This window comes from Desulfobacula phenolica (assembly GCF_900105645.1).
GTDB lineage: Bacteria > Desulfobacterota > Desulfobacteria > Desulfobacterales > Desulfobacteraceae > Desulfobacula > Desulfobacula toluolica.
Window position 1 is genome coordinate 63,484 of sequence record NZ_FNLL01000012.1, and the last position, 26,820, is coordinate 90,303.

Consider the following 26,820-nt stretch of genomic DNA (forward strand, 5'->3'; position numbering starts at 1 on the left):
AGTAATCGGGATTGAGGTTCATTTTTTATACTTTATCAGGTTCAAAATCATGCTTCTTGACAATAAAAAGAACGGCAAAGTCGGCGAAAAATTCAGGGAATATCTTTCAATTCATTCAAGACTTTCCATCATTTCAGGATTGTTTTCTATTTATGGGTTTGAAGCATTAAAACAAGAACTTACTAAAGTCGAAAGTGCCTTTTTTCTTTTTTCAGACCCACCCGTATCAAAAGATGGTCTTTCTTCCCATTTGATCCGCAAATTAAATGGGGACAAATTTGAAAGGCGATTTCAAAATCAGCTCAATCAGACTAAGATAGCCAGAGAATGCATAAACTGGTTATCGCAGAAAGCCCAAATAAAGGCCGTTAAAAAACCGCACACATTAAATCAGAATCTTTTTCATATTAATAATCAAGAAGAATCTATTGCTATCAGCGGCAGTTCCCACTTCACTGCATCCGGTTTAGGATATTGTGAATCTGATGCCTATGCCATGAACATATGCTCATCAGACACGGAGAACACAAAAGCATTGCTTGAGTGGTTTGACAGCATCTGGAAAAATAAGAGTGCTGTTGAAGATATTAAAGAATTGTTTCTTGATCACCTGGAATCAATCAGCCGGGATCGGTCTCCTGAATTTATTTATTTTTTGATCCTTTTCAATATTTTCAAAGATTATCTGGGTGAAATTGATGAAGAAAAAATCATAAAAACAAAAACCGGTTTTAAAGACACGATAGTCTGGAGCAAACTTTATAAATTCCAGAAAGACGGTGTGATGGGAGCCATTGATAAACTTGAAAAACACAATGGCTGCATCATTGCAGACAGTGTGGGATTGGGCAAAACTTTTGAGGCTCTTGCAGTTATCAAATATTATGAATTGCGAAATGATCGCGTTTTGGTGATTGTCCCTAAAAAACTGCGGGAGAACTGGACCATATACACCATCAATGACAAGCGCAATATTTTTTCGTCAGACCGGTTTAATTTTGATGTGCTGAATCATACTGATTTGACAAGGTTTTCCGGCATGTCCGGGGAAATCAACCTTGAGACCCTGAACTGGGGAAATTATGACCTGGTTGTAATTGATGAATCCCACAATTTTCGAAACAACAATTCCGGCAGAAAAGGAATAACACGTTACGCAAGGTTGATGAACCAGATTATCCGGTCCGGTGTAAAAACCAAAGTCTTGATGCTGTCCGCCACTCCTGTGAATAACCGGATGAATGATTTGAAAAATCAGGTGGCATTTATTACCGAAGGCATTGATGACAGCTATGCGGATTTGGGGATTTTCAGCATAGAGCAAACCCTTAAAAAAGCTCAGACACGTTTCAATCAATGGCTCAGGACGGATTCCGATGAAAGACGGGTTCAAGATCTCCTGGAGATGATGAACTTTGATTATTTTCAACTGCTTGATCTTTTGACCATTGCCCGCTCCAGAAAACATATTGAGAAATACTATGACATCAAAGAAATCGGAGAATTCCCGAAACGACTTGCGCCCATCAACATAAAAGAAGACATTGATCTTGAAGATCGTTTTCCTCCTTTAAGACATATCAATCGCCAGATACGACGCCTTAACCTGAGTGCCTATGCTCCGCTCAAGTATGTCAAGATGGAAAAACGCGAAGAATACAGCCGGAAATATGATGTTACGGTCAAAGGGGGATCTGTATTTAAACAGGTGGATCGTGAACAAAGTCTGATTCATTTGTTGCGGGTGAACATACTCAAGCGCATGGAAAGTTCCATCAACTCTTTTGCCATTACCCTTGAAAAACTGCTGCGAATGGTCAACAACCTGATTGAAAGAGTTGATACCCAAAATGACGGGGAGCTTGCAGATATCGGAATTGAGGATATTGAAATTGACTCTCCAGACTTTGAAGCCTTTTTGATTGGCAACAAGATCAAGGTGCTGCTCAAAGATATTGACCGGATACGATGGAAACAGGATCTGGAAGAAGACAGACTCAATCTGTCCGAATTACTCAATGAAGCACGGCAAATAAATCAAACCCGTGATGCAAAGCTCAACAAGATCAAAGACATCATTACCTGGAAATGCGATAATCCTATAAATCTTACCAACAAAAAAATTATTATATTCACGGCTTTTGCAGACACTGCCATGTATCTGTATCAACATATTGCCAAATGGGCATATGCTGAACAGGGTATTCATTCTGCTCTGGTCACCGGCAGTAATACCAATAAAACCACCCTGCCGGGCATCCAAAAAGATTTAAATTCCATCCTTACTTTTTTTTCTCCTGTTTCCAAGGAAAGGGATAGAATAGATGATACCCTGTCCACCCAAATTGATATTCTTATTGCCACGGACTGCATATCAGAAGGCCAGAACCTTCAGGACTGCGATTATCTGATTAATTATGATATTCACTGGAATCCGGTTCGCATTATTCAGCGGTTCGGCCGGATTGACCGTTTGGGGTCTAAAAACAAGAAGGTTCAGCTGGTCAATTTCTGGCCCAACATGGAACTGGATGAATATATCAATCTTGAAGCCCGTGTGAGCGGCAGGATGGTTCTGTTGGATATCTCTGCCACGGGTGAAGAGAACGTTATTGAATATGATGAAAAAAAAGGAATGAATGATCTTGCATACCGTCGCAGGCAATTAAAAGAACTTCAGGAAAATGTGGTGGATCTGGAGGATATTTCCGGCGGAATTTCCATAACCGACCTGACATTGAATGATTTTCGAATGGATTTGTCAGAATACATGAAAAATAATATGGCCTCGCTGGAAAAGGCTCCGTCTGCCATCTATGCGGTAACGACCATAAAAAATCAGTTTTCGGAAAAAGAACTGGAACCGGGGGTTATTTTCTGCCTTAAAAACATCAGTGCCAAAACAATCCGGAAAACAGCCTGTTCACTTGAACCCTATTATCTGGCGTATGTCTCTGATAATGGTGAAATTAAATTGAATTTTATCCATGCAAAAAAGATCCTGGATATATTAAAAAAAGAATGTGTCCGGCAAAACACACCGAACCTGAATGCGCTTGAACTGTTCAACCGGGAAACCCACAACGCCAAAGATATGTCAAACTATCGAAATATGCTGGAAACCGCCATCCAGACCATTATCGGCAAGGAAGAGGAAAAAGGGGTGGAAAGTCTTTTCAGCCGTGGCGGTACCAATCTTTCCCAAGAGACCTTCAACGGCATGGAGGATTTTGAAGTGGTTTGTTTTCTTATTTTGAACCGGGAAAACAGATGATTGATTTTTATGCCGCATTGAACATACCGGATGCCTGTTATCTGGGCAAACGCATATTTAAAAAGCTTGTTTACGATCATACAAAGCTCAATGCAACAGACAAAAAAGCCTTTGCCGATGATGTTGACGGTATTGAGTGGAAATACACCTTAAAGCCTTCAACCATAAACATTCCCCGCTATGAAGACGAGGATCATGAATATCTTGAAGTCGCGATTATCGATGTGATCCTCAAAGCCCCACACCGGCATAAAAGAATTGCTAAAATCATTCAAAGGGCCATTCCTTATCCAGCCATGATTGTTTTCAGGTATGACATATCCATTGCCTTGAATCTGGCATTAAAACGAATTAACCGGGCGGATCAAAATAAGATCATGGTGAAAGCGTTCCATGATACCCATTGGATGAATCTTGACAGCCCGTCAGATCAGGAAACGGATTTTTTTAAAAGCCTGGACATCAATAATTTTGCCTTTAATCATTTTTATGACTGGTATGCGGATCTTCTCCAAAGAGTTGTGGCCCTTAACTGCGCCCGTATCAGCGGGAATTATACAATGGAGTCCCATAAAACCGATGTTGACAGGGTGGAAGAATTAAGGGAAATATACGATTTGGAACAACAACAAAACAGGTTACGGTCCGACTTGAAAAAACAAATTCAATTCAGCCGGAAGGTGGATTTGAATATGCAGATAAAAAAAATAACCGAGCAGATAGACTACCATAAATCAAGGATATGATATGCCGGAACAGATAATGGAAACACTTGACCCGAAAATTGACGGCAGCAGCAAAGATATTGTTCAGGAGAATATTGAAAAGTTAAAGGAAATTTTTCCGGAAGTTTTTACAGAAGATAAAATCGATATTCACAAACTCAAAGAGGCATTGGGAGATTATACCGACTCCAAAGAAGAACGGTACAATTTTACCTGGCACGGAAAATCCATGGCCCGACGAATTGCCCAGACCCCTTCCACCGGCACGCTGCGGCCCTGCAAAGAGGAAAGCAAGGATGGGGACACTACCGGCAACCTGTTTATTGAAGGCGACAACCTGGAAGTATTAAAACTGCTCCAGAAATCCTACCACAAAAAAATAAAAATGATTTATATTGATCCGCCCTACAATACCGGGAAAGAGTTCATTTATCCGGATAATTACAAGGATAATCTGGATACCTATTTAAGATACACAGGCCAGGTTGATGACGAAGGATACAAGTTTTCCAGCAATACTGAACAGTCGGGCCGGTATCACACCAACTGGTTAAATATGATGTATCCGAGACTGAAGCTGGCCAGGAATCTTCTTCGGGATGACGGGGTTATTTTTATTTCTATTGATGATAATGAAGCAGCGAATTTGAAAAAGATTTGTGATGAGATTTTTGGTGAGGATAATTTTTTAGGAACAATTGTATGGAAAAAGAAAACAAACGGTAACAACATGGGATATGTTCCGCCAGTTCACGATTTTATACTCTGTTATGCCAAAATCATATCTGATGAATGCCTTCTTGGTTTTCCATTGGAGGAAGATTTTATCAAACAAAATTATTCCAACCCAGATCTTGATCCAAGGGGTCTATGGACTACTTCAGATCTTTCAGCAAATCATAAAGGCCCCTTTTTCTCTATTAAAAACCCCAATACTGGGAAGGTATACAATCCACCTTCTGGTAGATACTGGGTTTTCAATGAAATTGATGTAAAAAAAAGAATTGAGGACGGTAGAATTATTTTTGGAAAAACAGGTAAAGCAGGGCCAGTGCAAAAAAAATTTCTTAGCGAACGGGATTCGACTCGAATTAAAGCTGAGTCATGGTGGGACAAACACGGAATGAATTCAGATGGTACTGAAGAACTTAAGCAAATTCTAAAAAAAACAAAAATATTTGACCACCCAAAACCATCAATAACGATACAGCACATGATCAATATCGCAACAGAGAAGAAAGACATTATCATGGATTTTTTTGCTGGCACCGCACCAACTGCTCATGCCGTTATGAAGCTTAATAAACAAGATGGTTCTACCCGAAAATTTATTATGGTTCAGCTTCCTGAACCTTGTGGCGAAAAATCAGAAGCCTTCAAAGCCGGTTACAAAACCATCGCAGACATCGGAAAAGAACGTATCCGTCGAGCCGGGGACAAGATCGTGGAAGAAAACCAGGATAAAGAAGGCATAGAAAATCTGGATATCGGATTCAAAGTATTCAAGCTGGATTCCTCCAACATCAAACCCTGGGATGCAGATTTTGACAACCTTGAAGATGCGCTTTGGGATTCAATTGAAAACATTAAGAAGGATCGGACCCAGGACGATGTTTTGTATGAACTCTTGCTCAAGTTCGGCCTTGATTTGACCCTGCCCATTGAAGAGCGCAAAATTGCAGACAAAACCATTTATGTCATCGGCCTTGGCGCTTTGGTGATCTGTCTTGATTCCGACATCACCATTGATGTGGTGGAGGGCATTGGAAAGCTGAAACAAGAGCTTGAACCTGAAATCATGCGGGTGGTTTTCAAGGACAGCGGGTTTAAAAATGATGTGGTCAAAACCAATGCCGTTCAAATTTTAAGACAACACCAGATTGAAGATGTAAAGAGTCTGTAAAGGGGCTGCATGATGAAAATTAAATTCAATCCAAATCTGGGGTATCAGAAGGATGCCGTAAATTCCGTCCTGGGTATTTTTGACGGGCAAAAAATCCGTCAAAATAATTTTTCGGTTCCGACAAGTTTTGACCTGTTTAAAACACAATCCGATCTTGGGATCGGCAACAAGCTGGATCTGCTGGATGATGAGCTGCTGGACAATGTCCGCACAATGCAGCTCAAACAAGGGTTGAAACAGTCAGAAACCCTCAATTCAATGGATTTTACCGTTGAAATGGAAACCGGCACGGGAAAAACCTATGTATACCTTCGCTCTATCTTTGAAATGAACAAACGGTTCGGGTTTACAAAATTTATTATTGTGGTGCCGTCCATTGCCGTCAAAGAGGGCGTGTACAAGTCTTTGCAGATTACTGAACAGCATTTCAAAGGGCTGTATGAGAATGTTCAATATGATTATTTTATCTATGATTCGGCCAAGCTGGGTGAGGTGAGAAATTTTGCCACCAGTGACTATATCCAGATCATGGTGATCAATATTGATGCATTTCGCAAAAGTTTTACCGATCCTTCAAAGGAAACCCGCGCCAATATTATTCACCGGACCAATGATCGCTTGAACGGTACAAAACCCATTGAATTTATTCAAGACACACACCCCATTTTGATCATTGATGAGCCCCAGAGTGTGGACAGCACGCCCAAATCAAAAAAAGCCATAGCCTCGTTAAACCCTTTGTGTACCCTGCGGTATTCGGCCACACACAAAGACAAGTACAATTTGATGTACAAATTGGATTCCATTGATGCCTATGAACAAAAGCTGGTCAAGCAGATCGAGGTGGCAACCGTCAATGTGCAGGATGGACACAATAAAGCCTATATCAAATTGTTGGGGGTCAATAATAAAAAAAGCCCGATCACGGCAAGAATCGAATATGATGCCATGAAAGGCGGCAAGGTAAAGCGGGAAAAAAAATGGGTTCGATCCGGGGTGGATCTATATGAGCTTTCCAAGGGCAGAAGTCTTTATGAGGGGTATATTATCAATGATATTTATTGCGAACAAGGCAACGAGTATATTGATTTTACCAGCAAGCCTGATGTGATCAGGCTGAATCAATCCGTTGGGGACGTCAATCGTGATGAATATAAACGGCTTCAGATCCGAAAGACCATTGAAGAACACCTGGAAAAAGAACTGCACCTGAACAAACAGGGCATTAAAGTCTTAAGCCTGTTTTTCATCGACAAGGTCTCCAATTACCGTTTCTATGATGAAGATGGGAATCCCCAAAAGGGTAAATATGCTCAAATTTTTGAAGAAGAGTATAAAATTTTGATTCAAAAACCAAAATATCATACTCTTTTTGAAGAAGTGGATATTGAGTCGTTGCCCGGTCAGGTTCACAATGGGTATTTTGCCGTGGACAAAAAAAAAGATGCCAGAGGAGAAAACCTGTATAAAGAATCAAAAGGGGCGGGGACAACCATTGCCGACGGGTCGGCATATGAGCTGATCATGAAGGACAAGGAAAAACTGCTCGGTTTTGATTCAAAATTAAAATTCATTTTTTCTCATTCCGCCTTAAAAGAAGGGTGGGACAACCCCAATGTATTCCAGATCTGCACCTTGAATGAGACCGTATCAGTCATGAAAAAGCGCCAGGAAATCGGAAGGGGCATGCGTATCGCCGTGAACCAGGAAGGTGAACGGGTCTATGGGTTTGATGTCAACACCCTTACCGTTATGGCCAATGAATCTTATGACGATTTTGTCCGCCGGCTTCAACAAGAGATTGAGGATGAGGAAGGGATTCGGTTCGGGGTGGTGGAAAAACATACCTTTGCCAATATCGTTGTTGAAAACGAACACCATGACTCTCAATATTTAGGTGCTAAGGTCTCTGAAAAAATCTGGGAACATCTGTTGGAACAAGACTATATTGATCAGAACGGCAAGATAAAAGACAGCCTGCGAAAGGATTTAAAGGCCAATTGCGTCAACTTGCCTGAAGAGTTAAAAGAGCAGGCAGGCCGGATTACAGCTTCCTTGAAAAAAGTGGCCGGTAGCCTGAATATCAAAGACGCAGGTAAAAAAGAACCGGTTTATTTAAACAAGGCGGTTTATTTGGGTGAGGAATTTAAACAGCTCTGGAACCGGATCAAATACAAAACCACTTTCAGAGTGGATTTTGCTGTAAATGAACTGGTTGAAAAATGTGCCGATTATATTAAAAACAACCTGGTCGTCGGAAAAACAAAATTCATCTATGAAAAAGACAAGGTTAAAATATTAAAAGGCGGGATTGAAGGCGGAGAAGTTCAGGAAAGTATCCATGTGTATGATGCCAAAGACTTTCAATTGCCGGACATTATCAGTTTTCTTCAAAATGAAACCAATCTGACACGAAAAACCCTGGTTGAGATTTTAACCAGGTGTGAACGCCTGCATGATTTTAAAAATAACCCTCAAAAATTCATTGATGAAGTCAGTAGCATCATCAAAAATCAAATGCGGCATGTGATTGTTGACGGGATCAAATATGAGAAAATAGGCAAGGAACATTATTATGCCCAGGAGTTATTTGAAAATGAGGAGCTTCAAGGGTATCTCAACAAGAACATGCTGAAAAGCCAAAAATCAGTCTATGATTATGTGGTTTATGATTCAGATGTGGAAGCTGGTTTTGCCAAATCTTTGGAGCAAAGTGAGGACATAAAGGTTTACGCCAAGTTGCCGGGCTGGTTTAAAATAGATACACCCCTTGGCAGTTATAACCCGGACTGGGCTGTGCTGGTGGACCGGGATAATACAGAAAAGCTGTATTTTATAGTTGAAACCAAAGGCAGCATGTTTTTTGATATGCTTCGGCCTGCTGAACAGGCCAAGATAGATTGCGGTTATAAACATTTCAAAGCCTTGAATGACAACGTTGAATTTGCAGTGGCTGACAGATTTGAAACTTTTATGGACAGGGTGGTTTAATAAAGAATGACTCAGCCTGCCAGCACATAAAATTTTTAGACTACTGCAAGGATCATGTTTTGCAACTCACTATTTTCTTGGAATATGAAACAATTTTTCCAGAATATTCTCCATGGGGCAAAACTTTGTAAAAGCGGATTGCAAAAGATTTAAGCCCACAAAGGCTGTAAAAAACAGCCAGTAAGGTGAATGAAAATGCCCGAGGATTAACGTGATTAAAATAAATGTACCTGCAATGGCTCTGATATATTGTTCCATTTCCATTTTTGTTTTCATGATTCATTCCTTTCTGGTTCGTGTTCTTTTTTATAAACCGCATAATAGGTGACTGGAATCACCAGAAGTGTAAACAGGGTGGATGCAAAAAGCCCGAAGATCAACGCCCATGCCAGCCCTGAAAACACAGGATCAAAGGTGATGGGAAAAGCTCCGATGGCAGTGGTCAAGGCTGTTAATATAATTGGCCGCATCCTGACAATACCGCTTTTTAAGATGGCGTTCTGGAAAGACTCTCCTTGTTTTAAGGCATCCTGGATAAACTCGATCAATACCAGGGAATTTCTGATCACGATACCGCCAAGGGCAATCATGCCGATCATGCTTGTGGCCGTAAAAAAGACAGGGTCACTGAATCCCCCGGCGCTTTGAGTAAACAGGTTTAAGATGAAAAATCCCGGCATAATTCCCAGTATGGTCAGGGGAATGGCCATCATGATGAGCATGGGCATAAAATAAGATCCGGTATTTATCACAAGAATAAAATAAATTCCAAACAGGGCTGCGGCAAAGGCAAGGCCCATATCCCTGAACACTCTCAGGGTGATTTTCCATTCACCCTCTCCTGCCCAGTTGACGCGTATGCCGTTTTGGGGAGGATTTTGTTTCAGTGTTTTCATCATGTCCAGGACCGCTTCTCCGGGTGCCCTGCCGGTCATTTCTCCCACCACATAAACCACAGGTTCAAGATTTTTGTGGTAAATGGGCTTTTTATTGTTTGTTTCCACCACATGGACAAGCTCAGCCAGGGGGATCATTTTGCCCAGAGCAGACCTGATGGGAATCTGAGAGATTGAGATCATATCCGAGCGTTTGTCACGGGGCAGAACAATCCTGATCCATAACGGGTTTCTTTCCGGGTCCAGGTGAAGGCTTGCCGGGGTGATGCCGCCCACAGCGCTTTTCAAGGCATCAAGAATGGTTCGCGTATCAATTCCATGCAACGCAGCCTTTTCCCTGTCAATAACAATGTCCTTTCTCTGGCTGTTTTTTTCGGTCATGATTTTTATATCGGAAACATTGGATTCCTTCTCCATGACGGCTTTGATATATTCTGCGTTCTCCAGGAGTTGTTCATAGGTTTTGTCATAACCGCCATAGATTTCAGCCACAAGGGTGGACAAAACAGGAGGTCCCGGCGGCACTTCCACCAGCTGGACCCGGGCGTTGTTGTCTTGTGCGATCTTTTCAAGATCTTTTCTGATACGCAAAAGAATGGTATGGCTTTGCTGCTGCCTTTTGGATTTATGGGCCAGGTTGATGCGGATATCGGCCAGGTGGCTGCCGGTCCTGATAAAATAGTGACGGACCATTCCGTTAAAATCCATGGGCGATGATATGCCGGTAAAAGAGACAAAATTTGTGACCTCGTTCACGGTGGCAAGATATTGTTCAAATTCCCGGACCACCCGGTCAGTATATTCAAGAGAAGTGCCTTCGGGCATGTCAATAACGATCTGGAATTCATTTTTATTGTCAAAAGGCAGAAGTTTTAAGGGCACAAACCTGAAAACCGCCAACAGACATGATCCTGTCAACAAAAGTATGATTCCAATAAACAGCATGATCCGAAGATATGGTTTGTTTAAAAACGGTGCCAGGATTGCTTTATAAAGTCTGGCCGGATACGGCTCAGATGCTTTTTTATGTGCGGGCTTTTCTTTCACGGATTTTAACAGGTGATAAGATATCCAGGGCACAATGGTCAGGGCGCACACCGTGGAAAAGGTTACGGTCAGGGGGACGTTGATGGCCATGGGTGCCATATAGGGCCCCATCATGCCGGTAATAAAAGCCAGGGGAGTAAAACAGACAATTATGGCAATGGTGGACATGATCACCGGGGGCAGAACTTCTTGAACCGCAGCAAGGGTGGCCTCAAATGGTTCGAGGATCTTTTGTTTGATATGCCGCTGGATATTGTCAACATTGGTTATGGGGTCATCCACCACCAGACCCAGGGACAGGATAAGGGCAAACAAGGTGACCCGGTTGATGGTATACCCGAACAGATAGTTCATAAAAAGGGCCAGGGAAAAGGATATGGGAACGGCAATGGCCACTACACAGGCTTCGCGCCATCCAAGGGTAAATGCAAGGAGAATCACAACGGAAACAATGGCAAACCCCAGGGATTTTAACAGTTCGTTTACCTTGGCCTGGGCGGTTTTTCCATAGTTTCTGGTCACTTCAATGTACATGCCGTCGGGAATGATGGTGGTTTTGAGTTTTTCAACCTCTTCTATAAGGTGTTGGGCCACTTTAACTGCATTGGTTCCCTTTTTTTTTGAAAAGGCCAGGGTTACGCATGGGAAAGACAAAGGAACATCTGATTCAATATTGCGACTTTTTTTATAAAAATTGGAATACCCGATCCTTGTATATGCCTCTGCCTCTTTAGGGCCGTCAATAATAGTGGCCACATCTTCAAGAAGGACCGGTTTTGCCTCCCTTCCTGAGATCACAAGGGCTTTTACCTGGTCAATGGACGTTAAAAACGAACTGCTGGTAATTGTGATCTGGGTATTGTTTTTGTTAAAATATCCTGCCTGGGTAGACACATCCGCACCTTGAAGTGCCTTTTCAATATCATGGATTGAAACATTAAATCCCTTCATTCGAAGAGGGTCAAGTTCAACCCTGATTTCCCTTTTCCTGCCGCCGTAAATGGAAGATCTTGAAATGTTCTCAAGCCTTGACAGTCTTGCGACAATCTCTTCACCCACCCTTTCAAGCTCATGGTCACTGTATTTGTCTGAATAAAGGGTGAGATTTAAGATAGGGACATCATCTATTTCAATGGGTTTGATCAGCCAGTTGGTCACGATGGGCGGAACCCTGTCCAGGTTCATCTGTATTTTATTGTGAAGCTTTACAATGGAATTTTCCCTGTCTTCTCCCACAAAAAAGCGTACCGTGACAACTGCTTTTTCTCTTGTGGACATGGAATAGACATACTCAACCCCGTCAATCTCCCACAAGAGTTTTTCAAGAGGGGTTGCCACAAGTTTTTCTATCTCCGCAGGACTGGCTCCGGGTGCCTGAACATAGATGTCCGCCATTGGGACAACTATCTGGGGCTCTTCTTCTTTAGGGGTGATATAGATACTGAAGGCACCCAGTACCAATGAGATAATGATCAGCATGATCGACAACTGGGATGTCAGAAAAAGCCGTACAATACGGGTAAGAATTGAGCCGGTAAGAATCGAATCGTTTTGTTCAGGCATGCTTATTTGTATCCTATGGTTTCATTTCCGGTGAGTCCTGCCAGCACTTCAATCTTGTCACCCAGTTTTTTTCCGGTTTTGATGTACACTGATTGCCAGGTGTCGTTGTTTTTCACATAGACCAGTTCCAACTGGCCTACCTGGATCACCGCGTTTTGCGGTATGAGAAGGGTCTGTTTTTTTTCAACCGGGATCAAAAGCCTGCCGAACATTCCCGGATAAATACCCGGAGTCTCCGGCAAGGTGGCCTTTACCAGAAAGGTGCGGGTGGCTGGATCAGCATAGGGTACGATCTCTTCTACTCTTGACTGCACGGTTTTTCCAATGGTTTTAATGAGTATCCGGTACTCATTGCCTATGATGACACGGCTGATCAATCCCTCTCGTACATTGGCCTCAAGTCTCAAGGCGCCGCTGGTCTGAATAATTAAAAGGGGCTTGCCAGGAACGGCAATGTCACCCGGATCAATCATTCTTTTTGCAACCACACCGGCAGCAGGAGCAATGATCTGTGAATATCCCAGTGCAATCCGTCCTTCTTTAACAATCTCTTCAGCATTTCTGATGGATGCTTTTGCAGACTTTTCAGCTTCCTGGGATTTTTCAAGGCGCGCCTTTGCCTGGAGAAAGGCGGATTTGTCAATTTCAAGTTTTTGAGACGTTACAATGGCGGATTTAAACAGTTTTTGTGTCCGGTTGTATGCAGCCATGGTCTGGTCAAGACCCGCCTTTGCTTCATCCATGGATTTTTGGGCCTGCTTGAGTTGGTTTTTTGCAACATTAAGCCCTTCTTGTGCCTGTTTAAGCTGTGCCGTGAGCCGTCTTGCATCCAATTGTATGAGAAGCTCGCCTTTTTTGACGGCCGTACCCGGAACATGCAAAACTTTTATCACCTGGGCGCTGACCTGGGATTCTATCATGGATTCCGTCAGAGGTCTTATGGTCCCGACAGCCTCATATATCCGGGTGACATCCTGTTTTTCAACAGTGGCTATATTTTCAGGGTTAAATTGTTTCCCGGCATCACCATCTTCAGAAAATCCAGGTTGTATTTTATCATTCTCACATGCGAAGCCGATCAAGAAAATGAACAGCAGTAATGGAAAAAGGAACTTTTTTTTCATGGCATGGCTCTTTCTATAAATTTTAATTTATGAAAACTGTTATTCTAAAGCGGGCGATGCCCGCAACCCAATTCCCAGATGACATGAACCTTTCCTATTTGCTAAAGATGAAAGTATGAACATTACCATCAAACAAAAGGAGGCGGCTCATGGAATCATTTATAGACATATTCTAAAATTTGGTCAAGAGAACGATTTTTGGATTTGATCGAATCGTTTTTACTCATCCATTATAAGTTTTAGCTATGTTCTTTTAAAATAGGTTTAAAAAATTATAAATCATAATGACACTTTTGCGGGTTAAGGAAAGAATAATGTCAGATGCATGACGAAAGCGGCATGTTTTTCCCTGTTTAAAAAGTTTGTTGCAAAGGAATTAAACTTGTAACTAATTGAATTTTAATATATTTTGTGTACCTTGCGAACATTGGCACGGGTATTGCTTTAATTACTTTCAGAAGCACTTAATGTAATGAAGCGAGGTAAAAACATGAAACAATCTTTGAACAGACTATCCAACAAAATGACTGCAGTTTTGTCAATGATTTTCAAGACAGCACAAAAACAGGCAGATCATAAAAAACTGATCCACCACATTGTTGAATTAAATAAAAAACAATCATCTCTGGAAATTATCAGCGAAGTTGCCTTGTGTTTGAAGGATATTCTCAATTACAGATTGTTTGCCTTTGTGATCAAAAAAGAAAATAGTGTTGATATCTGGCTGGACCCCAGAATGTACAAAAAATCCCTTGAGAATATTGTGTTAAAGGATTTTAACATTAAAAACAAAGAAAGTTTAAACTATCTGAATCACACTTTTCATGATGATGAGCAAGAAGAAAAATTCGACATGAAAGATCTTGTTTTTTATGAATTGACCGATGAAGACTGCTATTCAAGAATTTACATGCTTCCCCAAAATCAGATGTACGACCACCATGACGAAGTTGTAAATCTTATCCTCCAGGGATGCTCAACCGCACTCTCACGGCAGATTAAAATGGAACAGTTAAGGACTGCGGCTGTTATGGACTCTTTAACAGGATGTTACAACAGAAGAGAATTTGAGAACCAGCTGAAAAGAAATATTTCAAGAGCAGTTCGACATAAAAACGATTTGTCCGTATTTATGTTTGATCTGGATCATTTTAAAAACGTAAATGACACCTATGGCCATCTGGCCGGTGACAAGGTGTTGCAGGAAGTCACACGCATTGTCAAAAATAATATCAGAGCAGATGATATCCTTGCCAGATACGGGGGAGAAGAATTTATTGTTATTATGCCTGAAACCAGCAAAATAAAAGCCATGGAACTTGCGGATCGTCTGAGAATTAAAATTTCAAACAAACTTATTGTGCATGGTGACGATACCATAAAAGTGACCGCAAGTTTCGGGGTGTCTGAGCTGACCAAATCTGCAGACATGACCCGCATCATACAGGAAGCGGACAACATGCTTTACAAGGCCAAACTGAACGGGCGGAATACGGTTATGCCCGGATTGATCAAGGTTGTTTACAATCAAAAATCTGCAAAAGCTATATTGTAGAACGAACTTCTATATTCCTTTCAAGCAGATAGTTTTTAACATTTTGGATGGGCACTTCTTTTCTGTGAAATATACCGGCGGCAAGGACTGCCTGTGCAGATGTTTTTTCAAACACCTGGAAAAAATGATCTTCACACCCGGCCCCGCTTGATGCAATCACAGGTATGCAAACAGCATTTCTTACGGCATTGATCAATTCAAGGTCAAACCCTGAGTTTGTCCCGTCCTTGTCAATGCAATTGAGAAGAATTTCTCCGGCACCCAGTTCCTGGCAGGCTTTGGCCAGTGCAACCGCATCCAGGTTCCTTGTCTTTCTGCCGCCCTGGACAGTACACTGATACCAGCAATAGGCTTCATTGTTCGGGCCTGGAAATTGAGTTTTGATCACATGGTGTTTTTTTGCATCATCCGGCGAGTTTACATAGACTCTTTTGGGGTCCACTGAAATCACTACCGCCTGGTTGCCGTACACTCTGGAAATTTCTTCGATGGAGCTTTTTCCTGTTTTTTTACCTGTTTTTAAATATTGCTCGGCAATATCAACGGCATCGCTGCCAATGGATATTTTATCAGCTCCTGACCTGAAATACCGGGAGGCCACATCCAGTGCGGTATAGGTTTTCCCATTGCTGTCCGTATAATCTCTTATCCCGCCGCCAATGGTCAAAGGCACAAAAACATTTTTACTGGTCTGTTCAAGCACTTTTATCATAGGCATATCTTTTAAAGGAAAATCCCTGAATCCTGTAATATTCAAAAAAGTGATCTCATCTGCCCCTTCCTCATAATATCGTTTGGCAAGCTCCACAGGTTTGCCCAGGTTCCTGACGTTTCCTTCATCCCTTACATCGTATTGATCCCCTTTTGTCACCACAAGGTCGCCTTGATCGTTGGTTCTGACATCCAGGCAGGCAATGATTCGTTTTGAAAGTCCTTTTGCTTTGATGTCAACGGCCTTTTTCGCTCTCAGGTCTTTTTGATAAATAAAATTTTCCAGCAGTTTAATACCGGCATTTCCGCTTTTTTCCGGGTGAAACTGGGTGCCTATGATATTGCCTTGCTGAACACTGCTGACAAATTCATAATCGTAATTTGTGGTTGTTAAAACAACCGATTCATCTTCAGGAACAATATGATACGAGTGGACAAAATAAAATTTTGTATCCGGCAAAACATCCTTAAACACAGGCGAGTCTTTTTTCAGGTTTACCCCGTTCCATCCAATGTGGGGAACAGCCAGATCTGTTTTGAACCGGTTGACCCTTCCCTTGAACATACTCAAGCTCTCATTGCCTGAAACATCTTCTTCACTTCCCTCAAAAAGGGCCTGCATTCCCAGGCATATACCAAAGAACGGCTGGTCAGCTTTAAGGTATTCGCGTAATGGAGCAATATAGTTTTTTTCGGTCAAGATACGGATCATGTTTTCATAATTTCCCACACCGGGAAACAATAGTTTTTCAGCATCCAGGATATCAGAGGGTTTGGTAACTGGTTTGATTTTTCCGCCCAGTTTTTCAATGGCATTGACCACGCTTCGAACATTGCCGGCCCCATAATCAAGTAAGGTAATAATCATCTTGTGCTATCCTTCAAACAAAGGTGTTGTTGTATTTTTTGTCCGGTATTATCATCCAAAACAATTTTTTACAAAGATATTTGTCAAATATGTTGTACAACGCTATTAATCAAAATATCTATATTAAACATATCTATATTAAGGACTGTTTTGAAAAATCATCTTTTTTGTGCATAAATTCCCTGCAGGTTTTCATGAAAAAAGAGAGCTTTAAACCCTGATTGTTCAAGTCTCTTCATGGTGTTTTTAATAAAATTTTTTTTGGATTTTATTTTTTTGGGGCTGCCGGTATAGTGAAATAATTTTGAACGCGAGGCCATGACCCTGAAAAGCGCGTCATAAAATTTTTTCCCGTACAGATCCCCGGTAGCGGAAGTAAACCTTGGCGGATCATGAATCACGCTGTTGAACTGACCATTTTCAAACCTGTCAATTTCTTGACTGATGTCCGTATGGATCAGTTCCAGACAATTGTCGGCATATTTTTTCAACCAGGGGTTTAAATTGCGTATTTTTATGACAGCCGGGCTTTTTTCCGTTGAAATCACCTTTTTGGCTCCGGCTTTCAGGGCAAACACAGCTGAATACCCAAGACCGCCGCAGGTATCTAAAACCAGGTCGCCCGGTGCAACCACAAGTTGGGTTTTTAACCGGGCATCTGTTAAGGGGTCAATGTCTTTGGACCTGTGCATCTTGATCCCGTTGATTTCAAGGGTTGGTGCGCTTGTGGTGGGAACCAGCTTGTAATAACCGTCGCTTCGGACTTCAACAGGAGTCAGCATATTGTTTTTAAAGATGAAAATCTTGTTTTTAAAAGCCAAAACAGTTTCAAGCTGTTTTGCATCAATTCCGGTCTCAATCCCGGTATCAATTTGGGTATCAATTTGGGTATCAATTTGGGTATCAATTTGGGTATCAATTTGGGCATCAATTTGGGCATCATTGTCCAGTATAAGCCGGTCTTGTGCAATCTGCCATACCTTTTGCGTCAAATTCAGATCCAGGGACAAACAGACATTGTCCTTGTCGTTTCTGATGGCTTCAAGAATTTGCATCACAACATCAAAATGAAAATAATAAGATTCAGTTATCATAGGTTAAAAGTCAATACTGCCGGGAGTTCTTGGAAACGGTATGACATCCCGGATATTGCTGATTCCGGTCAGCATCATTAAAAATCTTTCAAAACCCATGCCAAATCCTGAATGGGGTACAGACCCGAATTTCCTGGAATCCAGATACCACCAATAGTTTTCCATGGGCAGACCCATCTCTTTCATTCTTTTTTCCAGCACTTCCAGCCGCTCTTCGCGCTGGCTGCCGCCAATCAGCTCTCCGATCCGGGGAACAAGCAGATCTACGGCGGCAACGGTTTTGCCGTCTTCATTCATTCGCATGTAAAAGGGTTTGATCTGTTTGGGATAATCCGTAAGAAAAACCGGCTTTTTGAAATATTGTTCGGCCAGGTATCTCTCATGCTCTGACTGCAGATCAGTGCCATAATCAACTTTAAAATCAAATGTCTTTTTTGAATGTTTTAAAATATCAATGGCCTGGGTATACGAAACCCTTGCAAATTCCGTGTTCAAAAGGATGTCCATGCGTTTTGGCAGGGATTTGTCTACAAAATTACTGAAAAGCGCCATGTCTTCCGGGCATTCATCCATGGCATGCCGGACCAGTGTTTTAACAAGCTCTTCGGCATTGTCCATGTTTTGCTTTAAATCACAAAATGCCATTTCCGGCTCCAGCATCCAGAATTCTGCGGCATGCCTGCTGGTATTGGAATTTTCCGCCCTGAACGTGGGGCCGAATGTATAGACATCTCCCAGAGCCAGGGCAAACATTTCAGCAGACAGTTGGCCGGAAACAGTGAGGCTTGATTCCCTGCCAAAAAAATCTGTTTTAAAATCCATTTTGCCCTGTTGTTCTATCATCTTGGGATCAAGGCTGGTGACTCTGAACATTTCTCCTGCACCTTCACAGTCCGAGCCTGTAATCAAAGGGGTGGTCAAATATCGAAAGCCCTTTTCCCTGTAAAACTTATGTATGGCAAACGCCATTTCCGATCTGAGCCGGAATGCCGCTCCATACTTGTTTGTCCGGGGTCTTAAGTGGGCAATGGTTCTTAAAAATTCATCTGTGTGCCTTTTTTTTTGAAGGGGATAGGATTCCGGCGCAATGTTTATGATCTCGATTTGATCAGCCTGGATTTCCCATTTCTGGCCTTTACCTGGTGATGCCGAAAGTTTTCCCGTAACAGACACAGAGGTTCCAGTGGTAATGGTCTGAATATCCGGGTAATTTTCCAGGTCATCATTGGCAATGACCTGGATGTTTTTCAGGCAGGACCCGTCATTGATTTCCATGAAAGAAAACTTTTTCGAATCCCGTTTTGTCCTGACCCATCCTTTGACCAATACTTTTCCAGGTGTGGTTTCAAGCTTTAGGAGCAAATTGATTTTTGTTCTTTTCATTGCGTTATCCTGCAAAAAATAATATGTTAGAAAATTTGATTGTACCAAATTACATAAAGGTTTTTTTATAAAATTCAGTATCATGCATAAACAAAATTATCAAGATATCCTTGCATTGGTTCAAATGCCGACCCGATATGCAGGCAATGAAATCAATACTGTTAAAAAAGATCCGGATCAGGTGGATTTAACATTTGCCCTGGTATTTCCCGACCTGTATGAAATCGGAACCTCCCATTTTGGATTGCAAATCCTTTATTCCATTTTAAACCGCCATGAAAAAATTGCAGCAGAACGGTTTTTTGCTCCGGCCCCTGATATGGAGGCCCTGTTGCGCAAAAAAAACATTCCCTGCCTTTCCATGGAGTCTCAAAAAGAGCTGAAAAGTTTTGATATTATAGGAATCAGTCTTCTTTATGAGCTGAATTTTACCAATATTTTAACTTTGTTGAGCCTGTCGAACATTCCGTTTTATTCTGCACAGCGAGATGATCTGTTTCCTCTTATTATTGGCGGCGGACCTTGTGCTTTTAATCCCGAACCCCTGGCTGATTTTTTTGATGCTTTTGTTATAGGAGATGGTGAAGAGGCAGCAGTTCAAATTTCACAACAGGTGATGGAGTTTAAAAAACAGGGAGACGGCAACAAAAAGACTCTGCTCAGACTTTTGTCAAAGATTGACGGGGTTTATGTGCCCTCGTTTTTTGAACCATCCTATGATGAGCGTGGCATCCAGACGGTCACACCTTTGTTTGACGATTACACACAAGTGAAACGGGCTTTTTTGCCTTCGCTTACAGCAGATACATTTCCAACTTCTCCCATCATTCCTTTTGCCAAACCGGTTCACGACAGGCTGCGCCTGGAAATTGCCAGAGGATGTTCAAGGGGATGCCGTTTCTGCCAGGCTGGCATGATATACCGGCCGGTCAGGGAGAGGTCGTTGGAAGAACTGATCAAGATCACCCAACAGTCATTAAAAACAACCGGGTATTCCGATATTTCCCTGCTGTCTTTGAGTACGGGAGATTATTCAAATCTGCCCCAGTTGATGGAAGGTCTGATGGATTTGGGCCAGGGGTATTGCAATGCCATTTCTCTTCCGTCTGTAAGGGCGGAAAAACTCACTCCCCAATTGATGAACATCATCAAAAAAGTCAGGAAAACCGGGTTTACCATTGCCCCGGAAGCAGGCTCCCAGCGCCTGAGAGATATTATCAATAAAAATCTGACAGAAGAAAGCATTACGGCAACGGTTGAAAATGCCCTTAATCTTGGCTGGAAAAACATTAAGCTTTATTTCATGATGGGACTTCCTTTTGAAACATCAGAAGATATAGATGCCATATGCACTCTTTCAAAACGGCTGGCTTCTTCTTATGCCAGGGGAAAAACAAAAATCAATGTCAGCACAACCACTTTTATCCCCAAAGCCCACACCCCGTTTCAGAGATGTTCACAGATCTCTTTAAAAGAGACCACGGAAAAACTGCAATATTTAAAAGACAATTTAAGGCACCGCAATGTGAATCTCAAATGGCAGAGTCCTGAGATGAGCATGGTTGAAGGCGTCTGGGCAAGGGGTGACAGGAAATTGTCAAAACTTTTGGTAGCAGCTTTTGAAAACGGATGCCGCCTGGACGGCTGGACCGATAAGTTTAATTTTTCTTTATGGCAAAAATCTTTTGAAGAAACCGGAATAGATCCTTTGTTTTACACCACCCGGCAACGCGAGGATGATGAAGTCCTTCCCTGGGATCATATTGATTCAGGAGTATCGTCCAAATTTTTTAAAAAAGAGTTTCAAAAAGCCAAAGACGCTTCATTGACATTTGACTGCAGGGATAACGAGTGTACCGGGTGTGGAGTGTGTGATTTTAAAACAATAATGCCTGTTGTGCATCAAGTTCTTATAGACGACCGGGTTATTACAGATGACCTGAAAAATGATCCGGTAACCGCCACCCCCTTGAAACACTTGCCTGATGATGCGTTTAAAAAATTTGAAATTTCATTTTCAAAAATCGGGAAAGCACGGTTTTTCGGCCATCTTGAACTGGCCACCATTGTTCAAAGAGCCGTTAAAAGAGCCGGCTTGAATGTCAAATATTCACAAGGATTTAATCCTTCCATGAGGCTTTCTTTTGAAACCGCACTGCCCGTTGGAATGGAAAGTGAAGACGAAAAACTTTTTATCTACCTTGAGAAAAATCAGGCACCTGAAATTATTGTTGACTTGTTCAACAGAAACCTTCCTGAAGGCCTGCTGGTTACAGGATGCAAGCCCTTTAATAAATTTGAGAAAAGAAATGATCAGACTGCTTGTTATATCATAAGTCTTGCGGACGGTTGTCTTGAACAGGAAAAAGTAAATCAGTTTTTAAATCTGTCAGAATTTATGGTTGAAGACTTGAGCAAAAAAGGGAAAATACGGAAAACGGATTTGAGAAAATCAGTTGAAAAAATTTGTTTGATTGATTTGCAAACAATTGAAATGGTTTTAAAAAAATATAACGAAAGAACCATAAGACCAACGGAAATATTGACAAAATATTTTAAACTGGATGAAGATGTCATAAAAAAAGCCAAAATCAAAAAGATAAAACCCAAAGGATAACACCATGTTAAAAGAGCTTGTTGTTAATGCGGCACCTCATGAAACACGAGTGGCATTGATTGAAAACGGTACTATTGTAGAAGTTTTCATTGAAAGGGAAGATGAAACATCCATTGCCGGCAATATTTATAAAGGACGGGTGCAAAGAGTTCTTCCCGGCATGCAGGCGGCGTTTGTTGATATCGGGTTTGATCAGGCAGCATTTATTTATGTGGATGATGTCTTGGATACGGCCTGCCGTGAGATGTATCAGAAATTTGAGCAGGACAATGATTCAGATGACACTGATAACGGAAATATGCAGACAGGTTCTATGGCTGGCAGTCACACCTCATGGAAAGCCTCTTTTAACCAGGAATGCAGTATTGAGGATTTATTGACGGAGGGCCAGGAGATCCTGGTCCAGGTTGCAAAATCATCCATAGGCACCAAGGGACCGAGAATAACCACCCACATTTCTCTTGCCGGACGGTATATGGTATTAATGCCGACAGTGGATCACATCGGCATATCAAAAAGAATTGAAAATGAGACTGAACGAGCAAGGTTAAAAGACCTTGTATTGTCCATCCGTGAAAATAAGTTCGGATATATATTAAGAACACAGGCCAATGGAATTGATGAAAATACCATTGCAAAAGAGATCGAATTTTTAAACAAAAACTGGGAATCCATTCTGACTAAAAGCACGACCGCCGGAGCGCCATCTCTTGTATACAAAGACCTTACGGTAACTTTCAGGGCGGTCAGGGATCTTCTGGCCAATGAAGCGGACAAACTGATTATTGATTCAAAAGAAGAATATGAAAATGTTCAGAATTTTTTAGAACGGCTCATGCCGGATGTAAAATTATCTGTAGAGCTTTACCAGGGAAGAGAATCTGTTTTTGATGCCTATAATATTGAAGGAGATGTGGCAAGGGCATTAAAGAAAAAAGTGTGGCTCAAGTCCGGCGGATATATCGTGATCGAGCAGACAGAAGCCCTGGTTGCCATTGACGTGAATACCGGCAGGTATGTGGGAAAGCACAATTTTGATGAGACCATCCTTAAAACCAACCTTGAGGCTGTTAAAGAGATTGCCTATCAGGTGCGACTTCGAAATATCGGCGGAATCATTATAATTGATTTTATTGATATGAAAAAAGAGCAGCACAAGGACAAGGTAATGGCACATATGAATGAAGCCATGAAAAAAGACAAGAGCCAGACAAATATTTTGCCTTTAACAGAGCTTGGCCTTGTGCAGATGACCCGCAAAAGAATCCGGCGAAATCTGACCAGAACCCTTTGTGAACCCTGTTTTTATTGTAATGGAGACGGACACCTTTTATCGGGAAAATCCATATGCCATAAAATTTACAGAGATCTTGTCAGTGAAGCCGGTGATATCATGGGCAACCGCTTTACTGTAAAAGTACATCCTGACATCGCCCAGTTGCTTCATGGAAGGGAAAAACATCTGATTTCATCACTGGAAAAACAATTTTCAAAGCCCATCGCCATATACCCGGAGCCTCATTACCACATAGAGGAATACCATATATTCGAGTCCCTGGTAAAATAAATATAGGGTTAATCATATAATTGGCCCGGGTTCATTCTTGACATTTTTTTTAAAAAACGTTAATATCCCATGTTTATGGTGGTTTGTAATAATAATGGTTAAAATAAGAAAAGTTAAGGATTGTTGATTTATGAAACGAACATTTCAACCAAGCAACAGGAAAAGAACTCGAAAACACGGATTTCGTAAAAGAATGTCTACACCCAGCGGCAGACGCGTAATTAATGCAAGAAGAGCTAAGGGAAGAAAAAAACTTACCGTTTAGTAAAGGGATTTATTGAGTAACTTTTGTTTGCCAAAAAAGGTTAGGCTCCTGAAAAGAGCTCAATTTTTAACACTTTCGAAACAAGGGAAAAAAGTACATACAGACTGCTTTTTAGCACTTGTACTTAAAGGAACAGCTCTAAACAATCGAATTGGCATTACAGTATCGAAAAAAGTAGGAAATGCAGTAGAGCGTAACAGGATAAAAAGAATTATTAGAGAATATTTCAGGCACAATAAAGAGAATATTTCAGGACCGGATGATATAAACATCATTGCAAGGAAGGGTCTGACTACGCTATCCAACAGGCAGATTATTGAGAAGCTTGATAAACTTTTTACAAAAATAGCTGCAGTACATAAGTAATGAAACCGCTATTAATAATATTTATTAAATTTTATCAATATTTTATATCACCGTTAACCGGGGCAAATTGCCGTTATTATCCGAGCTGTTCGGCATATGCCCTTGAGGCGATTGAAAAATACGGCAGCCTTAAAGGCACAACTCTTGCCGTTAAAAGAGTTCTGCGTTGTCATCCATTCCATGCAGGAGGGTTTGATCCGGTTCCATAATTTATCCAGATGCCCGACTCATTTCCTATTCTATTTTAAAGTGACGTGCCGTTACAACTTATTTTAGGTTTAGGAGAGAAAATGGATGAACAAAAACGGTTATTATTAGCTGTCGTGCTGTCAGTTGTGGTTCTTATCGGGTATCAAATGTTTTTTGTAACCTCGCCGGACCCGGATAGTCTTCCCAGGGACGTTCAAACACAGAATGCAGACCAGCCCAAGGTTCAGGAAACCACCCCTAATGTTTCCGATTATAGAGCCGGAACCGGCGAGCTTTCGCAACCGGTCTACCGCCCGGAAAAAAAATATCGAACCATATTTGTATCCACACCGCTGTATAATATTGCCATTTCCGAACATGGCGCTGCCGTTAAAAGTTTTGAACTGAAAAATTATAAAGAAACAAACAAAAAAGACTCTCCCTTAAAGCAATTGGTGCCGGAACAACTTTCATCCGGAACCTTGCTGCTTGATCTTGAAGGTCAGTCCATTCCCGGATTAAAAGATGCTGTCTATACCGCAAAAACAGATGCGACTGAGACCTCTGTTTCTCAAGGCAAAAAAACCATTGAATTTACCTTCAGGACCGACCGTGGAATGGTGGTGAAAAAGATTTTCACCTTTAATGCCGATTCTTACATGATTGATTGCGACATCGTTTTTCAAAACGGATCAGACATGCCGTTAAACGATTCTCTTGTGATTAACACTCCTGGAATTTTTAATGAGGAAGTCAAGAAAAGATCCAGGTTTGCGTTTGAAGGACCGGTGGTGTTTGTTGATGATGTGTATACAGATATTGATGTTGATGATATCGAAGAAAAAAACACTTATAGCGGAAAAATTGACTGGTCCGGTTATATGGAACGATATTTCATGACGGTTATCATGCCTAAAACAATTGATAACAGCCCCATGAATGATACAAAATTTTTGTTGTCCTATGCAAATGAACGGGTTGCCGCTAATTTTATCCAAAAAATGGATCGGCTGGACCCGGGCAAGCAGGCAAATTATTCGTTTAGTCTCTACATGGGCCCGAAAAGCCAGCAGGTGTTAAGCCAATATGACACCAGTCTTAAAAATGCCATTAATTTTGGATTTTTTAATGTGATTGCCAAACCACTTTTGATCACCATGAATATGATCCACAAGGTGATTCCAAATTATGGAGTGGCTATTATCCTTTTAACGGTTTTAATTAAATTGATTTTCTGGCCCCTTGGTACAAAAAGTTACAAATCAATGAACGAGATGAAAAAAGTTCAGCCGTTGATGATGGAAATTCGGGAAAAATATAAAAATGATAAACAGAGGATGAACCAGGAAGTCATGGGGCTTTACAAAACCTATAAAGTCAACCCGGCAAGCGGGTGTCTGCCCTTACTGGTTCAAATGCCTATTTTCTTTGCTCTTTACAGGATGCTTTATCAGGCAATTGAGTTGCGGCATGCACCTTTTATCGGATGGATATCTGATTTGTCCGCCCCGGACAGGCTGTTTGACTTTAATTTTGCAATTCCCATGATGCAGGAACCCTATGGTATTCCAATGCTGACACTTTTAATGGGTGCATCCTTTTTATTGCAACAGAAAATGACTCCAACTGCAGGTGATCCCATGCAGGCCAAAATGATGATGTTAATGCCGATATTCATGACTGTATTATTCATCAATTTCCCGGCAGGATTGGTTCTGTATATGTTTGTAAACAACATCATATCCATGGGACAGCAGTATTATATTCAAAAGAAATTTTTGTAAGCAGGAGGTAAAATGACACAAACTCAGGAATTCAGCGGGAAAGATGTAGATGTCGCTATTAAAAATGCCTGTGCAGAATTGATGCTTTCCAAGAACGAATTGAAATATGACGTGATTTCAGAAGGCTCTTCAGGAATTTTTGGAATTGTCGGCAGAAAAGATGCCAGAATCCGAGTCGTTCTTCCGAATATGGATACTGATAAATCAGATGAATCGGAGATGGAAGGAATCAGATCCATTGTGGATGAAGCTTTTGGTGAAGAGACCCGTCTGGAAGAGACCCGAATTGAAAAACCCAAAACCGAAGAAACCCGGATTAAAGAACAGGAAAGTGAAGAACCGGAAAGCGAAGAGCCCCGAAAAAAAGAGTTCAAGTCTTATGACGCACCAGATCCGGTTGACGTGTCTGAGGACTCTATTGCGATCGGTATTGAGGCGGTACAGAAAATGGCCGATTTGATCACGGATGATGCCACTGTCAGTGCCAATACAGATCAGGACAGGCTGACCCTGAAGATTGAAGGCGGTAATGCCGGTATCCTGATCGGCAGAAAAGGCCAAACCCTTGATGCCATGCAGTTTTTAACCGATAAAATCATCAACCGGAAAAGTGACGCCAGGGTCAGGGTCAAGGTGGATATTGAAGGTTATATGGAAACTCGCAAATCCAATCTCCGGCACCTGGCATATAAAATGGCGGACAAGGCAAAAAAGACGGGCCGTCCGGCAACCATCAACCAGATGAGCGCCCAGGACAGGCGGATTGTCCATCTGGCCTTAAAAGATGATGCCAGTGTCAGAACTCAAAGCATGGGTGACGGATATTACAGAAGACTTGTGATTTTTCCCAAAAAAAAAAACAGTTTCAGAGGAAAGAGACGGTTTAAAAGATAACATG

The 26,820-nt window shown here is 41.6% G+C and carries 18 protein-coding genes; 12 read left to right on the forward strand and 6 right to left on the reverse strand.

Going from position 1 to position 26,820, the window contains the following annotated elements:
* Nucleotides 1–49 precede the first annotated feature (49 nt).
* The 4 genes from BLT94_RS17805 to BLT94_RS17820 are packed head-to-tail and all read left to right on the forward strand — an operon-like array spanning nt 50 to nt 8,893.
* On the forward strand, nt 50–3,274 hold the full coding sequence (locus BLT94_RS17805; RefSeq protein WP_092237067.1) for a helicase-related protein: 3,225 nt from the start codon (nt 50–52) through the stop codon (nt 3,272–3,274).
* Complete coding sequence (locus tag BLT94_RS17810; RefSeq protein WP_092237070.1) at nt 3,271–4,020, forward strand: DUF4391 domain-containing protein; 750 nt, start codon at nt 3,271–3,273, stop codon at nt 4,018–4,020. Before BLT94_RS17805 ends, BLT94_RS17810 begins: the two co-directional genes overlap by 4 nt.
* A gap of 1 nt (nt 4,021) precedes the next feature.
* The gene (locus tag BLT94_RS17815; protein ID WP_245743174.1) at nt 4,022–5,902 is read left to right on the forward strand and encodes a site-specific DNA-methyltransferase; all 1,881 of its coding nucleotides are present in this window, start codon (nt 4,022–4,024) and stop codon (nt 5,900–5,902) included.
* 9 nt (nt 5,903–5,911) lie between these two features.
* Complete coding sequence (locus BLT94_RS17820) at nt 5,912–8,893, forward strand: type III restriction-modification system endonuclease (protein ID WP_245743175.1); 2,982 nt, start codon at nt 5,912–5,914, stop codon at nt 8,891–8,893.
* 69 nt (nt 8,894–8,962) lie between these two features.
* Here BLT94_RS17820 and BLT94_RS17825 read toward each other — a convergent pair whose 3' ends face one another.
* From BLT94_RS17825 to BLT94_RS17835, 3 genes are read right to left on the reverse strand one after another with little or no spacing between them, the layout of a single operon-like run.
* The gene (locus BLT94_RS17825) at nt 8,963–9,169 is read right to left on the reverse strand and encodes a YgaP family membrane protein (protein ID WP_014959429.1); all 207 of its coding nucleotides are present in this window, start codon (nt 9,167–9,169) and stop codon (nt 8,963–8,965) included.
* The gene (locus BLT94_RS17830; protein WP_092237076.1) at nt 9,166–12,399 is read right to left on the reverse strand and encodes an efflux RND transporter permease subunit; all 3,234 of its coding nucleotides are present in this window, start codon (nt 12,397–12,399) and stop codon (nt 9,166–9,168) included. The genes BLT94_RS17825 and BLT94_RS17830 overlap by 4 nt, the downstream gene beginning before the upstream one ends.
* Nucleotides 12,400–12,401: 2 nt before the next feature.
* On the reverse strand, nt 12,402–13,523 hold the full coding sequence (locus BLT94_RS17835; RefSeq protein ID WP_092237079.1) for an efflux RND transporter periplasmic adaptor subunit: 1,122 nt from the start codon (nt 13,521–13,523) through the stop codon (nt 12,402–12,404).
* A gap of 490 nt (nt 13,524–14,013) precedes the next feature.
* Between BLT94_RS17835 and BLT94_RS17840 the strand changes: the two genes are divergently transcribed.
* Entirely contained in the window at nt 14,014–15,078 is a 1,065-nt protein-coding gene (locus tag BLT94_RS17840) for a GGDEF domain-containing protein (protein WP_092237084.1), read from the forward strand.
* On the opposite strand, the gene hisF is transcribed toward BLT94_RS17840, so the two are convergent.
* The 3 genes from hisF to asnS form a co-directional block, all read right to left on the reverse strand.
* Complete coding sequence (hisF, locus tag BLT94_RS17845) at nt 15,068–16,657, reverse strand: imidazole glycerol phosphate synthase subunit HisF (RefSeq protein ID WP_217641249.1); 1,590 nt, start codon at nt 16,655–16,657, stop codon at nt 15,068–15,070. The two genes, BLT94_RS17840 and hisF, sit on opposite strands and share 11 nt — an antisense overlap.
* Before the next feature lie 158 nt (nt 16,658–16,815).
* On the reverse strand, nt 16,816–17,751 hold the full coding sequence (locus BLT94_RS17850) for a class I SAM-dependent methyltransferase (protein WP_092237088.1): 936 nt from the start codon (nt 17,749–17,751) through the stop codon (nt 16,816–16,818).
* A gap of 3 nt (nt 17,752–17,754) precedes the next feature.
* Nucleotides 17,755–19,134, reverse strand: a complete 1,380-nt coding sequence (gene asnS, locus BLT94_RS17855) for an asparagine--tRNA ligase (protein WP_092237199.1) — start codon at nt 19,132–19,134, stop codon at nt 17,755–17,757.
* Between the two features lie 82 nt (nt 19,135–19,216).
* Here asnS and BLT94_RS17860 point away from each other — a divergent pair, with 82 nt between their 5' ends.
* The 7 genes from BLT94_RS17860 (at nt 19,217) to jag (ending at nt 26,816) form a co-directional block, all read left to right on the forward strand.
* Nucleotides 19,217–21,751 (forward strand): TIGR03960 family B12-binding radical SAM protein, encoded by a 2,535-nt coding sequence (locus BLT94_RS17860; RefSeq protein ID WP_092237091.1) that lies wholly within the window; start codon nt 19,217–19,219, stop codon nt 21,749–21,751.
* Between the two features lie 4 nt (nt 21,752–21,755).
* Nucleotides 21,756–23,318: an Rne/Rng family ribonuclease gene (locus BLT94_RS17865; protein ID WP_092237094.1), complete on the forward strand. Its 1,563-nt coding sequence runs from the start codon at nt 21,756–21,758 to the stop codon at nt 23,316–23,318.
* Between the two features lie 130 nt (nt 23,319–23,448).
* Nucleotides 23,449–23,583 carry a 50S ribosomal protein L34 gene (gene rpmH, locus BLT94_RS17870; RefSeq protein ID WP_014959438.1) on the forward strand — a complete coding sequence of 45 codons (135 nt, stop codon included), beginning with the start codon at nt 23,449–23,451 and terminating at the stop codon, nt 23,581–23,583.
* A gap of 27 nt (nt 23,584–23,610) precedes the next feature.
* Nucleotides 23,611–23,949 (forward strand): ribonuclease P protein component, encoded by a 339-nt coding sequence (gene rnpA / locus BLT94_RS17875; protein WP_092237202.1) that lies wholly within the window; start codon nt 23,611–23,613, stop codon nt 23,947–23,949.
* Complete coding sequence (gene yidD, locus BLT94_RS17880) at nt 23,949–24,158, forward strand: membrane protein insertion efficiency factor YidD (RefSeq protein ID WP_092237097.1); 210 nt, start codon at nt 23,949–23,951, stop codon at nt 24,156–24,158. Before rnpA ends, yidD begins: the two co-directional genes overlap by 1 nt.
* 81 nt (nt 24,159–24,239) lie before the next feature.
* A complete protein-coding gene (gene yidC, locus BLT94_RS17885; RefSeq protein WP_092237100.1) occupies nt 24,240–25,922 on the forward strand; it encodes a membrane protein insertase YidC in 1,683 nt (560 codons plus the stop codon).
* A gap of 12 nt (nt 25,923–25,934) precedes the next feature.
* Nucleotides 25,935–26,816 (forward strand): RNA-binding cell elongation regulator Jag/EloR, encoded by an 882-nt coding sequence (jag, locus tag BLT94_RS17890; protein WP_092237103.1) that lies wholly within the window; start codon nt 25,935–25,937, stop codon nt 26,814–26,816.
* The last annotated feature ends 4 nt before the right edge of the window (nt 26,817–26,820 follow it).

Excerpts from the sequence above, each read along its gene's own strand:
- BLT94_RS17805 (WP_092237067.1), top strand. The coding sequence starts at position 50 with ATGCTTCTTGACAATAAAAAGAACGGCAAAGTCGGCGAAAAATTCAGG.
- BLT94_RS17810 (WP_092237070.1), top strand. The coding sequence starts at position 3,271 with ATGATTGATTTTTATGCCGCATTGAACATACCGGATGCCTGTTATCTG.
- BLT94_RS17815 (WP_245743174.1), top strand. The coding sequence starts at position 4,022 with ATGCCGGAACAGATAATGGAAACACTTGACCCGAAAATTGACGGCAGC.
- BLT94_RS17820 (WP_245743175.1), top strand. The coding sequence starts at position 5,912 with ATGATGAAAATTAAATTCAATCCAAATCTGGGGTATCAGAAGGATGCC.
- BLT94_RS17825 (WP_014959429.1), bottom strand. The coding sequence starts at position 9,169 with ATGAAAACAAAAATGGAAATGGAACAATATATCAGAGCCATTGCAGGT.
- BLT94_RS17830 (WP_092237076.1), bottom strand. The coding sequence starts at position 12,399 with ATGCCTGAACAAAACGATTCGATTCTTACCGGCTCAATTCTTACCCGT.
- BLT94_RS17835 (WP_092237079.1), bottom strand. The coding sequence starts at position 13,523 with ATGAAAAAAAAGTTCCTTTTTCCATTACTGCTGTTCATTTTCTTGATC.
- BLT94_RS17840 (WP_092237084.1), top strand. The coding sequence starts at position 14,014 with ATGAAACAATCTTTGAACAGACTATCCAACAAAATGACTGCAGTTTTG.
- hisF (WP_217641249.1), bottom strand. The coding sequence starts at position 16,657 with ATGATTATTACCTTACTTGATTATGGGGCCGGCAATGTTCGAAGCGTG.
- BLT94_RS17850 (WP_092237088.1), bottom strand. The coding sequence starts at position 17,751 with ATGATAACTGAATCTTATTATTTTCATTTTGATGTTGTGATGCAAATT.
- asnS (WP_092237199.1), bottom strand. The coding sequence starts at position 19,134 with ATGAAAAGAACAAAAATCAATTTGCTCCTAAAGCTTGAAACCACACCT.
- BLT94_RS17860 (WP_092237091.1), top strand. The coding sequence starts at position 19,217 with ATGCATAAACAAAATTATCAAGATATCCTTGCATTGGTTCAAATGCCG.
- BLT94_RS17865 (WP_092237094.1), top strand. The coding sequence starts at position 21,756 with ATGTTAAAAGAGCTTGTTGTTAATGCGGCACCTCATGAAACACGAGTG.
- rpmH (WP_014959438.1), top strand. The coding sequence starts at position 23,449 with ATGAAACGAACATTTCAACCAAGCAACAGGAAAAGAACTCGAAAACAC.
- yidD (WP_092237097.1), top strand. The coding sequence starts at position 23,949 with ATGAAACCGCTATTAATAATATTTATTAAATTTTATCAATATTTTATA.
- yidC (WP_092237100.1), top strand. The coding sequence starts at position 24,240 with ATGGATGAACAAAAACGGTTATTATTAGCTGTCGTGCTGTCAGTTGTG.
- jag (WP_092237103.1), top strand. The coding sequence starts at position 25,935 with ATGACACAAACTCAGGAATTCAGCGGGAAAGATGTAGATGTCGCTATT.